The sequence below is a fragment of the Roseomonas genomospecies 6 genome, assembly GCF_008365375.1.
Classification (GTDB): Bacteria; Pseudomonadota; Alphaproteobacteria; order Azospirillales; family Azospirillaceae; genus Azospirillum.
The window spans coordinates 127015-139207 of sequence record NZ_QOKW01000006.1 but is presented as its reverse complement, the minus strand read 5'-3'; the positions used below and the strand labels follow the sequence as shown (position 1 = coordinate 139207).

The window sequence follows — 12193 nt, the reverse complement described above, 5'->3', positions numbered from 1 at the left end:
TTTTCCGAAAATCGCGGGAGCTGACCAATGGAACCAGTGCGTGCTTTTCTGATCGACTCCAATAAGCTGTTCCGCGAAGGCCTGAAAAGGCTTCTCGACGATTCACCCTTTCAGATCGTTGCCGAGGCCGGCAATCTGCGCGAGGCGCTGAACTCCGTCGAAAACGGCCTGCGCCCGCAGCTCATCCTGCTCGATCTGGTGAACGGGGGCGAGGAGGAGGCCGACGGCATGCGGCGCCTGCGCGCCCAGCTTCCCGACGCGCGCATGGTCATCCTGACCAGCGACCTGTGCACCCGCCGCCTCGCCAACGCTCTGGAGGCGGGGGCGGACGGCTATCTGATGAAGGACCTGTCCTCCGACGCGCTGGCCCAGTCGCTGCGCCTCGTGATGATGGGCGAGAAGGTTTTCCCCACCCATCTCGCCGCCCTTCTGATCTCCGGACGGGTGAACGGGAACGGCACCGACATGCCGGTGTCCCGCAAGGGCCTGTCCCAGCGCGAGGTCCAGATCCTGCGCTGCCTTCTGAACGGCGACAGCAACAAGATGATCGCCAATCATCTGAACATCACCGAAGCGACGGTGAAGGTTCACCTGAAGAGCCTGCTGCGCAAGATCAACGCCTCCAACCGCACCCAGGCGGCCATTTGGGCGTTGAACAACGGGATCGGCGGCGAGCTTGCCGGTGCCGGAGCGGTGACCGCCGCGGTGGCCCACCAGTAGGCAGTCACCCGCGATCAGCGCCACCATCGATGCGTGCGCCGGACAGGACGGTCATTCCCACGGGAGTGGCCGTCCGGTCCGGCGTTTCCGTTCGGGGCTGGAGCCGTTTGGTCAGAGTGCGGAAATCCGCGAGACGGAAACCCGAAACAAAAATATCCCGGCGCAAAGGCCGGGATTCTTGCGTTCGACGGGTGAAGGACGTCCGTCGAACCGTCAGGATGTGCCGGTCCGATGGGCCGGGGCCGCGTGCATGTGCGGCGGGACCATTCCCTCTCGGGCGGACTGAAGCGCACCTTGCTGACGCGCGGCGAAGACGCCGGCTTCCGTTCTGTTGCGGAAGTGCAGCTTGGACAGGACGCTGCGCACCATCGACTTGATCACCGCTTCGGACAGGTCGAGCTGGTTGGCGATCGTCCTGTTGTTCAGCCCCTGGCCGAGCAGGCGCAGGGTCTCGAACTCCGGTTCCGACAGCCGCGGCAGCAGAGTCAGCCGGATCTCGTCGACGCCCAGACGGGACAGGAACTGCTTGGGCATCAGACAATGCCCCTCCAGCCCGAGATCCAGCAGTTCGTTGATGCGATCCACGTTGATGTCCTCGAACACCCACGCATCGGCGAAAGCCAGGATGTGTGCGGCGTCCAGCAACTCCCGCGACGACAGCACCACGACGATCCGCGACCGGCGCGACAGCCGCAGATACACCATCGGTTCGTTCTCGCGCAGTGCGGTGAACTGCTGAAGACCGATCAGGATCGCATCGGGCGTCAGCGTGCTCTGCGTCAGTTCCGATATGTCGTGGAAGACGGTCACACGATGGCGGCCGGCCCGGTCGAGCGCCTGCACCACGGTGTCGGTCAGGGAATTGTTGTCGAGGATCAGGCAGACGTGCATGGGGGTCACCGCGTTGCGGGTCGAGTGCGATGCTTTCTCTTGGGCGTACTCATGGTTCATGTGCATGGGTCAGCTCTGTTTGGAGGAGGCATCCACGGCAGGCCCTTGTCGGGCATTGTCGCCGCCTGTGTGATAGGCTTGTCTCGTGCTCTCTATCCGTTGGCGCTTTGTCTCTTTGCTGAAGTCGCTTCGTCGAAAGACTGCATCGAATTTCTGTCATATATCCATCAAACCTGGAAAAAAACTTGACACTGTGATAAACAGTTTATAAATTAGGCGTGTAACACGTAAATCAAACGATAGATGATCACTCAAGATCGTCAAGCGCATCTGAATGGCGACTGGGTCGCTCCAAGCGATAACTCTTTCGTGACCGGATGCGCTGAAAGGACAGTATAGGCGTGTGCGTCGGAGTGTGGCATTCGCCCCGGATAAACACCGGCCTTCCGCACAGGGCGCTGCATCGTTGGAGTAGGTTTTCACGTTTCCCGGCATCGTTGGCGCTCCTTTTCGCGCACAGGCTGTGCGCGATCGGTGGCGTCCGCCTTCCTTTTTGTAAACAACCAAACAGCGCAGAAATCCCGATGTTTCTTTCTTTCGGGTGGATGCTTAGATAAAAAGTAATAGTTCTTGTTTCGTTCAGTCGGCCTTCGCCGTATCGAAGGGCTTCTTCCGTCCGCAAATGACCTATGGCGCTTGTCCGGATATTGGCCCTCTTCCGAATGTGGTAGCAGTCGTTCAGGTCACGCGGCGAAAGGGTGGGTGGATCGCCAATGGGGTGGCCCGGTCAGTCCGAAAGGGGCTGGTCCGAAGCAACGGGTAAACGAAGGCGGACGGGGCGATGAAAATACTGATCGGTGACGACCATCTCCTTTTTCGTGAAGGCCTGCGCCGTCTTCTGGAGCAGCTTCACGGTGATGCGGTTTTCGTCGAGGCGGGAACGTTCGATGAGGTTCTTCAGCAATGCCGGGTCGGGGGGCCGTACGACGTGGTGCTGATGGATCTCCACATGCCGAACTGGCCGGGCTTCGACGGGCTTCGGGAGGTGCAGAGCCTTCAGCCGGGCGTGCCGGTGGTGGTCATCTCCGCATCCGAAGCGCTCAGCGACATCCGCGGCGCGCTCGACCACGGGGCCACCGGCTACATTCCGAAGTCCAGCAGCGTCAAGGTGATGATGGGCGCGCTGAATCTCGTCTTCTCCGGCGGCATCTACGTGCCCCCCGGCGCGCTCACCGCCGCCGCCGTGGCCTGGACGGCGCCGACCGCAGCGCCTACGGCCTGACCCAGCGCCAGCGCGAGGTTCTGGACTGCCTGCGCGCCGGCAAGTCGAACAAGCAGATCGCCTATGAACTTGGCCTGTCCGAGGGCACGGTGAAGATCCACGTCACGGCGATCTTCAAGTCGCTGGGCGTCAAGAACCGCACCCAGGCGGTGATCGCCGCCGCCGCGATGGCCTCGTGAGGAGAGCCCTAGGGGCGCAAGGGACCTGGGAGTAGGGTCGGAGACCGACAAGGCCGCGAGAGGGCACGAACAAGGTGCCGCCGCGGCCTTTTCGATTCCAGGTTTCGCCTCACCTCATAGAGTCACGCTCGGTATAGGCACGCCCAAGCCCGCGCCGCCTGTTCGCGGCGTGTCCATGGGACCCCGGAAGAAGGAGGAAAGCGATGGCGGCGGAAACCCCGGTGTGCGACTTCGGCCGGAAGGCGGAGGATTTCAGCCTGAAGGGCACCGATGGAAAGACCTACAGCCTGGCCGACGTCCAAGGGCCGAGCGGCACGCTGGTCATGTTCATCTGCAATCATTGCCCTTACGTGAAGGCGGTGATCGGGCGAATCGTCGAAGAGGTGAACGCCCTGAAGCCCCACGGCATCGGCGCCGTCGCCATCATGTCGAACGACACCGACGCCTACCCCGACGACGGCTTCGACAACATGAAGCGCTTCGCGGCGGAGCACGGCTTCACCTTCCCCTATCTGATCGACGAGACGCAGGAGGTCGCGCGGGCCTACGGCGCGGTCTGCACGCCCGACTTCTTCGGTTTCAACGCCGATCTGTGCCTGCAGTACCGAGGGCGGTTGGACGCCTCCAAGCGCGAGGCGATCCCGGACGCCCCGCGCGAACTGTTCCACGCCATGGTCCGCATCGCCCAGACGGGGCAGGGGCCGACCGACCAGATCCCCAGCATGGGCTGCTCCATCAAATGGCGCAATCCCGCCTGATTCCGTCCGAAGCGTGGCTTTAATGTCCGTAAGGGCGCCGTTGCGCCTTGACCGCGTGCGGCGCCCAATGCTATCCGGCCTTTTGAACCATCAGAACCGCCCGCCGCAGCCGCGCGCGGGCGCAATCCCCGCTTTAACGGTCGCCGGGCCTTAGGGTGCGGGCCGTAGGATGCCGCTGTAGGGCCATGAGCGATATTTTCCGCGAAGTCGACGAGGATCTGCGCCGCGACCGCATGGAGCGCGTTTTCAAGCGCTACGGCGGCATCATGCTGGCGGCTGCGCTGGCCGTCGTGGCTGCGACGGGCGGCACGGTCGCTTGGCGCAACTGGCAGCAGTCGCAGAAGGAACACGAGACGACGGCGTTGGCCGCCGCCTTGTCCCAAGCCGTCCAGGGTCCGGAGAAGGGCGTGGAGGCGCTGGCCGCCTTCGCCGCCAAGGCCGACCCCGGCATGGCCGCTCTGGCCCAGTTGAACGCCGCCGCCCTGTTGGCCCGCGAGGGCAAGACGGCTGAGTCGGTGGCCGTCTACGACAAGCTGTCCGGCGATGCGGGCGCTGCTCCGGTCTACCGCGAGCTGGCGGCCCTGCTGTCGGTGATGCACCAGCTCGAAACCGGCGATGCGGCGCAACTCCAGGCGCGGCTTCAGCCGCTGACGGCGGACGCCAACCCCTGGCGCTTCTCCGCCCGTGAAATGACCGCGGTGCTCGCCGCCCGCGCCGGAGACAAGGAGCGGGCGCGCAGCCTGTTCCAGCAACTGGCCGACGACTCGCAGGCTCCGGCCGGCGTCCGGTCGCGCGCCGCCGATCTCGCCACCCTCTACGGCAAGAGCTGATGACCCGCATTCCCATGGCCGCCGTCCCGACCGCGCACACACCCGCGAAGCGCCGCTCCCTGTCGCGCACCGCGCTGATTTCCGCCCCGCTGCTGGCCCTCCTGCTCGGCGGCTGCGACACCGTCAGCGGATGGTTCGGCAAAACCCCCGATCCGCCCCTGCCGGGCGAGCGCGTCGCCGTGCTGACGCGCGAGCGCAAGGTGGAAGTCGATCAGCGGCTGGCCGGCACGCCGGTCGCACTGCCGCCCGCCACCGTCAACGCGGCTTGGGCGCAGGCCGGCGGCACGCCGGAGCATGGCGGCGGCAATCTTGCCCTGTCGGCCACGCCCGGCGAGGCGTGGCGGGGCGACATCGGCGCCGGGGCCAGCAGCTCCCGCTCGCTGTTGTCCACGCCGGTGATCGCCGACGGGCGCATCTTCGCCATGGACGCCGACTCCCACGTCGCCGCCCTGGACGAGCGCACCGGCCGCCAGATCTGGCGCGTGGACACCAAGCCGGAGCGGGAGCGCGGCGGCGCCAGCGGCGGCGGCGTCGCCTACGCCGACGGGCGGGTCTTCGCGGCCACCGGTTTCGGCGAGGTCGTGGCGCTCGATCCCGCCAACGGTTCCATCGTCTGGCGCAAGCGCGTGCCGGGTCCCGTCCGTGGCGCTCCGACCGTCGAGGGCGGGCGCGTCCTGGTCCTGACTCTGGACAACCAGTTGACCGCCCTGTCGGCGTCCGACGGTGAGGTCCAATGGTCGCACCAGGGCATCCTGGAAACCGCGGGCCTTCTAGGCGCCGTCAGCCCGGCGGCGTCGCCGACTCTGGTCGTCGCTCCCTATTCCTCGGGCGAACTGTACGGCCTGCGTCCGGAGAACGGGCGTCTGGCGTGGCAGGAAAGCCTGGCGGCGATCCGCCGCAGCGGCGCCCTGAGCAGCCTTGCCGACATCCGCGGCCTGCCGGTGATCGACCGCGGCGTCGTCTACGCCATCGGTCATTCGGGCCGCATGGTCGCCATCGACGAGCGCATCGGCATCCGCCTTTGGGAGACGGAGATCGGCGGGACCCAGACCCCTTGGCTGGCCGGCGACCACCTCTTCGTCGTCACCAACGACTCGGAAGTCGTCGCCCTGACCCGTCAGGCCGGCCATGTCCGCTGGGTCACCCCGCTCGCGCGCTTCACCGATCCGGAGGACAAGAAGGGGCCGATCACCTGGTCCGGCCCGGTCCTGGCGGGCGGCAAGCTCTACGTCACCGGGTCCAACGGGCAGATGCTGGCCCTGTCGCCCGGCGACGGGCAGGTGCTGACCCGTTATTCGTTGCCGGCTCCCACCTATTTGCCGCCGGTGGTGGCGAACAACACCCTATATGTTCTTGGCGAGAACGGTACGCTGGTGGCGTACCGCTGATCGCCGGTCCTGGTTCTTTTGTGAGGCCCCCGGCCAGATGTCTTTCACCGTCGCTCTCGTCGGTCGGCCGAATGTCGGCAAATCGACTCTGTTCAACCGTTTGGCCGGCAAGAAGCTGGCGTTGGTCGACGACACGCCCGGCGTGACGCGCGACTGGCGCTCGGCACCCGCCCGCGTGGGCGGTCTGTCCTTCACCGTGGTCGATACCGCGGGCCTGGAGGACGTCACCGACGACAGCCTGGAGGCGCGCATGCGCCGCCAGACCGAACGCGCCCTGGAACGCGCCGACGTGGCGCTGTTCATCGTGGACGCCCGCGCCGGCATCACGCCGCTCGACCGTCACTTCGCGGCCCTGCTGCGCAAGGGCAAGACCCCGGTCGTCCTCGTCGCCAACAAGGCGGAGGGCAAAGCCGGCATGCCCGGTCTTTACGAAGCCTTCGAACTTGGCCTCGGCGAGCCGATCCCGCTGTCGGCGGAGCATGGGGAGGGCATGGCCGATCTGGTCCAGGCCCTGCTGCCCTACGCCCCGCCGGAACCGGAAGAGGTCGAGAGGACCGTCACCTCCGCCTTGAAGGGAGAGGACGGGGAGGAGCTTCCCGTCGGCGACCAGCCGGAAACCGACGAGGAGCGCGCCCGGCCCATCCAGATCGCCATCGTCGGGCGCCCGAACGTCGGCAAGTCCACCCTGCTGAACGCCCTGATCGGCGAGGAGCGCGTGCTGACCGGCCCCGAGGCCGGCATGACGCGCGACGCCATCAGCGTCGATTGGGAATGGCGCGGCCGCAAGTTTCGTCTGGTGGACACCGCCGGCATGCGCAGGCGCGCCCGCGTCGATGCCAAGGTGGAGAAGTTGGCCGTCGCCGACGCCCTGCGCGTCGTCCGCATGGCCCAGGTCGTCCTTCTGGTGGTCGATGCCAACCAAATCCTGGACAAGCAGGACCTGACCATCGCCCGCATGGTGGTTGAGGAAGGCCGTGCGCTGGTCATCGCGCTGAACAAGTGGGACGCGGTGGACGACCGCGCCATGGCCCTGCGTCAGGTGGAGGACAAACTCCAGGCCGCTCTTGCCCAGATCAAGGGCGTGGAGGTCGTGACCATCTCCGCCCTTCAGGGCAGGAAGCTGGACACGCTGCTGGACTCGATCCTGTCGACCTACGGGCAGTGGAACCGGCGCATCCCGACCGCCCAGCTCAACCGCTGGATCGAAGGCGTGCTGGATCACCACCCGCCGCCCCTGGTCGAGGGCCGGCGCATCAAGATCCGCTACGCGACGCAGGTGAAGACCCGCCCGCCGACCGTGGCGCTGTTCGTGAACAAGCCGCTCGACCTGCCGGAGAGCTACCAGCGCTACCTGATCGCCCACTTGCGCGAGACGTTCGAGCTGCCGGGCGTGCCGGTGCGGTTGCTGCTGCGCAAGCAGAAGAACCCGTTCGCGGACGATTGATCGGCGTTTCGGGGTGAAAAGCAAAAGGCCGCGCGAATTGCGCGGCCTTTTTGCTTTGGCGGGCAAGGCTGCCATTTCACCCCTGCGCCGACACCACCTCGCCATGGCGGGTGCAGGACGCTTCCGCCAGTTCCACGAAGGCTTCGGTCACGTCGTCAGGCTGGGCCAGCTTGGTCTGGTCCTCGCCGGGGAAGGCTTGCATGCGCAGCTTGGTCGCCACGATGCCGGGGTCGATCAGATTGACGCGCAGGTTCGACGCGGCGATCTCCATCGCGTAGGTCTTCACCATCATCTCAAGCGCCGCCTTGCTGGCGCCGTACGGGCTCCAGTAGGGGTAGGGCGCGGTCGCGGCCCCGGACGTCACGAAGATGGCGCGCCCCGAATCGGAGGTGCGCAGCAGGCGGTCGAAGGAGCGGATCAGGCGGAAGTTGGCCGTGACGTTCACGTCCATCACGCGCTGCCACAGCTTCGGATCGTAATGGGCAACCGGCCCCAGCGCCTCCAGAACGCCGGCGTTGCTGACCAGGATGTCCAGCTTTCCGAACCGCTCGAAGATCGAGTAGCCGAGCTGGTCGATCTTGTCGAATTGCCGCAGGTCCAGCGGGACCAGCGTGGCGTTCCGGCCCGTGGCCTGGAAGATCGCGTCGTCGGTCTCCTCAAGCCCGCCGACGGTGCGGGCGGCCAGGATGACGTGGGCGCTTTCAGCGGCGAAGCGTTTGGCGACGGCGGCGCCGATGCCGCGCGAGGCGCCGGTGATGAGGGCGGTGCGGCCGGAAAGACGGGACATGGCGGCGACTCGACGGTGATTTGAGAGGGGGGATTCGGGAGGGGGATCGGCAAACGGGCCGGTCCGCTGGGTTGCGGCCGGCCCGTCGCGGCGGTGGTCAGGCGCTTACGCGCGGATGCGGACGTTCGCCTCGACCGGCGGATGGTCCAGCGCATCGGTCAACGCGATGGGGTAGTCGCCGGTGAAGCAGGCGTCGCAGAAGGTCAGATTCTGCGGATCGCGCCGCTCCGCGCCCATGGCGCGGTAGAGGCCGTCCAGGGAGATGAAGGCGAGGCTGTCGGCCTGGATGAAGTCGCGCATCTCCTCCACCGACATGCGGTGGGCGAGCAGCTTGCTCTGCTCCGGCGTGTCGATGCCGTAGAAGCAGGGGTGCGAGGTCGGCGGGCTGGAGATGCGCATGTGCACCTCCTTCGCCCCGGCGGCGCGCACCATCTCCACGATCTTCTTGGAGGTCGTGCCGCGCACGATGCTGTCGTCCACCAGCACCACCCGCTTGCCCTCGATCATGGCGCGGTTGGCATTGTGCTTCAGCTTCACCCCCAGATGCCGGATCTGGTCGGTCGGCTCGATGAAGGTGCGGCCCACATAGTGGTTGCGGATGATGCCCAGTTCGAACGGAACGCCGCTTTGCATGGCGTAGCCGAGGGCCGCGGGCACGCCGCTGTCCGGCACCGGAACCACCACGTCAGCGTCGATCCCCGATTCGCGGGCAAGCTCCGCCCCGATCCGCTGGCGCGCGTTGTAGACGGAGGAGCCCTCCATCACGCTGTCGGGCCGCGCGAAGTAGATGTATTCGAAGATGCAGAAGCGGCGGCCCTGCGGCTGGAAGGGGCGCAGGCTCTGCACGCCCTGGTCGTTCAGAACGACCATCTCGCCCGGCTCCACGTCGCGCACATATTCGGCGCCGACGATGTCCAGCGCGCAGGTCTCGCTGGTCACGATGTGGGTGTCGCCCAGCTTGCCCAGGACCAGCGGGCGCACGCCCAGCGGGTCGCGCACGCCGATCACCTCGTTCGGGGTCAGCGCCACCAGGGAGAAGGCGCCTTCGACCTGCCGCACCGCCTCGATCAGCCGGTCCACCGGCGAACCGCCCCGCGCGATGGCCATCAGATGGACGATGGTCTCGGTGTCGGTGGTGGACTGGAACAGGCAGCCGCGGCGGACGAGCTGGCGGCGCAGCGTGTGCGCGTTGGTCAGGTTGCCGTTGTGGGCCAGCGCGAAGCCGCCGAACTCGAAGTCGGCGTAGAGCGGCTGGACGTTGCGGATCGTCGTGTCGCCGGTGGTGGCGTAGCGGACATGGCCGATGGCCTGCGGGCCTTTCAGCTTGCCGATGATCGCTTCGGACGAGAAGTGATCGCCGACGAGGCCCAGGGCATGCTCCAGATGGAAGCGGTTGCCGTCGTGGCTGACGATGCCGCAGGCTTCCTGGCCGCGATGCTGGAGCGCATGCAGGCCGAGCGCGGTGATGGCCCCCGCCTGCGGATGGCTGTGGATGCCGAACACGCCGCACTCCTCGCGCAGCTTGTCGTCGTCGAACGGATGCGTCGTCAGCATCGGAAGATCCTCGTCATACACAGCATCACCAAAGGGCATTGCCCCGGCGGCCTCTTGCCAGCGGGGCGTTACACACAGGCACTCTGCACCGCGCGGCGCTCAACGTGCGTTCTGGATCAGGCGCTCAAGGTCGCCGCGGTCCCGGTCCTTATAGCCCGTATCGGACGGCGAAGCACCACCGGTCTTGGGCGCGCCGGGCACCGGCGTGGACAGCCGGTCCAGCGCTTCCTTCGCTTCCACCGCCTGCCGCGCGCGCTCCCGCGCCATGTCCATCTGGCCCAGACCGTCCTTGCGCAGCGATTCCGGCATCACCTCGTAGATCATGGCGGCGCCGGAGACCAGCATCGGGCGGGTCTTGGCACCTTGCAGCCAAGCCGGATGCTCCGCCGGGTTCGGCACCAGCCAGGCGAAGAACAGATAGGCGACCGAGGCGAGGATTGCACCCTTCAGCAGGCCGAAGACGAAACCCAGCGACCGGTCGAGCGCCGAAAGGCCGGAATTCTGTACGCCGCGCGAGATGACGCGGCCCAGGATTGTGAGAAACACAAGGCTGACGACGAACAGCGCCACCGCCGACGCGGCGTAGGCGGCCATTTCGACATGAATGTAGTTCTGCGCGATGGGCAGCACGTGGGGCAGGGCGTTCAGCGTGATCAGCGCGGCACCCACCCAGGCGGCGACCGACAGCACCTCGGCCACCATGCCGCGGGTGAAGGCCAGCAGGGCCGAGAGCAGAAGCACCACGATGACGGCCAGGTCCGCCGGGTTGATCGGGAAGGTGTCCATAACTCCGCTTCGCCTCGTGTGCTCTCGCCTGAAAGCGCTTGTGTCAATCCCGGCCGCGCGGCGGACGGGGTCCCGATCCGGCTTGGAACAACGGCAGCAACTCGCCGAGCTGCTGCAACTCGACCGTCTTCAGGCCGTTGTCGCCGCGCCCCGGCTTCTTGCCGTTCCGTCTAGCCGGAAAGATCGCCGTTGAAAACCCCAGCTTTGCGGCTTCCTTCAGCCGGGCGTCGCTTTGGCCCACGGCGCGCACCTCGCCCGACAGGCCGATCTCGCCGAAGACCACGGCGTCGGCGGGCACCGGCTCCCCGGTCAGCGAGGAGACGAGCGCCGCGGCGACCGCAAGGTCCGCCGCCGGCTCGGTGATCCGCAAACCGCCGGCCACGTTCAGATAGACGTCGTTGGCGCCGATCTGCACGCCGCAGCGCGCCTCCAGCACCGCCAGGACCATGGCGAGCCGCGCCGAATCCCAGCCGACCACCGCGCGACGCGGCGTGCCGAGCGGGGAGGGGGCGACCAGAGCCTGGACCTCCACCAGAACCGGGCGGGTGCCCTCCATCCCGGCGAAGACCGCGGCGCCCGACACGTCGCCGCGCCGCTCCGCCAGGAACAGGGCCGAGGGGTTGTGGACCTCGCCCAGACCGCCGTCGGTCATCTCGAACACGCCGATCTCGTCCGTCGCGCCGAAGCGGTTCTTCACCGCGCGCAGGATGCGGAACTGGTGGCCGCGCTCGCCCTCGAAATAGAGAACCGTGTCCACCATGTGCTCCAGCACGCGGGGACCGGCGATGGTGCCTTCCTTGGTGACGTGGCCGACCAGAAGCAGGACGCAGCCGCGCCGCTTGGCGACGCGGATCAGCTCCTGCGCGCTCGCCCGGACCTGGGCGACGGTGCCGGGGGCGCTGTCCAGATTGTCCACATACATGGTCTGGATCGAGTCGATGACGACCACCTCCGGCCCGTCGGTTCCGTCCAGCGAGGCCACGATGTCGCGCACGCTGGTCGCGGAGGCGAGCTGGACCGGGGCCGCCGCGCAGCCGAGCCGCAGGGCGCGCAACCGCACCTGATCCACCGCCTCCTCGCCGGAGACGTAGGCGCAACGGTGCTCCTGCGACAGCCGGGCCATCGCCTGGAGGAGAAGGGTGGATTTGCCGATGCCGGGATCGCCGCCGATCAGAATCGCCGATCCGGGAACGAGGCCGCCGCCGCAGACGCGGTCGAACTCCTCGATGCGGGTCATGCGGCGGGGCGGCGCCTCGCTGGAGCCGGCGAGGCCGACGAAGTCCAGCCGGCGCCCGCGCGCCACGCCCAACCCCTTGGGCGCGGCCTCCGGAGCGGCTTCCTCGACGAGGGTGTTCCATTCCCCGCAGGCGTCGCAGCGACCCGCCCATTTCGGGAAGGATGCGCCGCAGGATTGGCAGACGTAGCGGGAGGTCGGCTTGGCCAAAGGTCTAGCGATGGGTTGGGGCGGAAGCGCCCCACATATAGCAAGCGGACGTCCTAAATCCTATGGCCGAGGCGATAAAAAGCTGGGGCTTTTCTTGGGCCGTTCCGGTGGTAGGTTCTGCATCGGAATC

12 protein-coding genes are annotated in these 12193 nt (G+C 67.1%); 7 read left to right on the top strand and 5 right to left on the bottom strand.

What is annotated here, in order from left to right:
* The first annotated feature begins 27 nt into the window (after window positions 1–27).
* On the top strand, window positions 28–720 hold the full coding sequence (locus tag DS843_RS10370) for a LuxR C-terminal-related transcriptional regulator (RefSeq protein ID WP_149468808.1): 693 nt from the start codon (window positions 28–30) through the stop codon (window positions 718–720).
* A gap of 213 nt (window positions 721–933) precedes the next feature.
* Here DS843_RS10370 and DS843_RS10365 read toward each other — a convergent pair whose 3' ends face one another.
* Entirely contained in the window at window positions 934–1677 is a 744-nt protein-coding gene (locus tag DS843_RS10365; protein WP_247874139.1) for a response regulator transcription factor, read from the bottom strand.
* A 775-nt stretch (window positions 1678–2452) separates the two neighbouring features.
* On the opposite strand from DS843_RS10365, the gene DS843_RS10360 reads away from it, so the two are divergent.
* The 6 genes from DS843_RS10360 to der all read left to right on the top strand — a co-directional run bounded on the left by DS843_RS10360 (window position 2453) and on the right by der (window position 7492).
* A complete protein-coding gene (locus DS843_RS10360) occupies window positions 2453–2893 on the top strand; it encodes a response regulator (RefSeq protein WP_353618346.1) in 441 nt (146 codons plus the stop codon).
* Window positions 2860–3072, top strand: a complete 213-nt coding sequence (locus DS843_RS32155; protein WP_353618348.1) for a response regulator transcription factor — start codon at window positions 2860–2862, stop codon at window positions 3070–3072. The genes DS843_RS10360 and DS843_RS32155 overlap by 34 nt, the downstream gene beginning before the upstream one ends.
* Before the next feature lie 203 nt (window positions 3073–3275).
* Window positions 3276–3830: a thioredoxin family protein gene (locus DS843_RS10355; RefSeq protein WP_149468807.1), complete on the top strand. Its 555-nt coding sequence runs from the start codon at window positions 3276–3278 to the stop codon at window positions 3828–3830.
* A gap of 185 nt (window positions 3831–4015) precedes the next feature.
* Window positions 4016–4660: a hypothetical protein gene (locus DS843_RS10350; protein ID WP_149468806.1), complete on the top strand. Its 645-nt coding sequence runs from the start codon at window positions 4016–4018 to the stop codon at window positions 4658–4660.
* A complete protein-coding gene (locus DS843_RS10345; protein ID WP_286192032.1) occupies window positions 4660–6048 on the top strand; it encodes an outer membrane protein assembly factor BamB family protein in 1389 nt (462 codons plus the stop codon). The genes DS843_RS10350 and DS843_RS10345 overlap by 1 nt, the downstream gene beginning before the upstream one ends.
* 37 nt (window positions 6049–6085) lie before the next feature.
* A complete protein-coding gene (gene der / locus DS843_RS10340) occupies window positions 6086–7492 on the top strand; it encodes a ribosome biogenesis GTPase Der (protein WP_149468805.1) in 1407 nt (468 codons plus the stop codon).
* Window positions 7493–7568: 76 nt separating this feature from the next.
* Here the strand turns inward: der and DS843_RS10335 are convergent, their stop codons facing one another.
* From DS843_RS10335 to radA, 4 genes are all read right to left on the bottom strand, one after another.
* Entirely contained in the window at window positions 7569–8279 is a 711-nt protein-coding gene (locus DS843_RS10335; RefSeq protein ID WP_149468804.1) for an SDR family NAD(P)-dependent oxidoreductase, read from the bottom strand.
* 105 nt (window positions 8280–8384) lie between these two features.
* Window positions 8385–9833: an amidophosphoribosyltransferase gene (gene purF, locus DS843_RS10330; protein WP_149468803.1), complete on the bottom strand. Its 1449-nt coding sequence runs from the start codon at window positions 9831–9833 to the stop codon at window positions 8385–8387.
* Between the two features lie 99 nt (window positions 9834–9932).
* Complete coding sequence (locus DS843_RS10325) at window positions 9933–10619, bottom strand: CvpA family protein (RefSeq protein ID WP_149468802.1); 687 nt, start codon at window positions 10617–10619, stop codon at window positions 9933–9935.
* A gap of 43 nt (window positions 10620–10662) precedes the next feature.
* On the bottom strand, window positions 10663–12063 hold the full coding sequence (gene radA / locus DS843_RS10320; RefSeq protein ID WP_149468801.1) for a DNA repair protein RadA: 1401 nt from the start codon (window positions 12061–12063) through the stop codon (window positions 10663–10665).
* Window positions 12064–12193 lie beyond the last annotated feature (130 nt).

What these genes read in the sequence shown, in the direction of transcription:
- DS843_RS10365 (WP_247874139.1), bottom strand. Translation starts at nt 1,677, where the DNA reads ATGCACATGAACCATGAGTACGCCCAAGAGAAAGCATCGCACTCGACC.
- DS843_RS10335 (WP_149468804.1), bottom strand. Translation starts at nt 8,279, where the DNA reads ATGTCCCGTCTTTCCGGCCGCACCGCCCTCATCACCGGCGCCTCGCGC.
- DS843_RS10345 (WP_286192032.1), top strand. Translation starts at nt 4,660, where the DNA reads ATGACCCGCATTCCCATGGCCGCCGTCCCGACCGCGCACACACCCGCG.
- DS843_RS10360 (WP_353618346.1), top strand. Translation starts at nt 2,453, where the DNA reads ATGAAAATACTGATCGGTGACGACCATCTCCTTTTTCGTGAAGGCCTG.
- DS843_RS10350 (WP_149468806.1), top strand. Translation starts at nt 4,016, where the DNA reads ATGAGCGATATTTTCCGCGAAGTCGACGAGGATCTGCGCCGCGACCGC.
- DS843_RS10370 (WP_149468808.1), top strand. Translation starts at nt 28, where the DNA reads ATGGAACCAGTGCGTGCTTTTCTGATCGACTCCAATAAGCTGTTCCGC.
- der (WP_149468805.1), top strand. Translation starts at nt 6,086, where the DNA reads ATGTCTTTCACCGTCGCTCTCGTCGGTCGGCCGAATGTCGGCAAATCG.
- DS843_RS10325 (WP_149468802.1), bottom strand. Translation starts at nt 10,619, where the DNA reads ATGGACACCTTCCCGATCAACCCGGCGGACCTGGCCGTCATCGTGGTG.
- purF (WP_149468803.1), bottom strand. Translation starts at nt 9,833, where the DNA reads ATGCTGACGACGCATCCGTTCGACGACGACAAGCTGCGCGAGGAGTGC.
- DS843_RS10355 (WP_149468807.1), top strand. Translation starts at nt 3,276, where the DNA reads ATGGCGGCGGAAACCCCGGTGTGCGACTTCGGCCGGAAGGCGGAGGAT.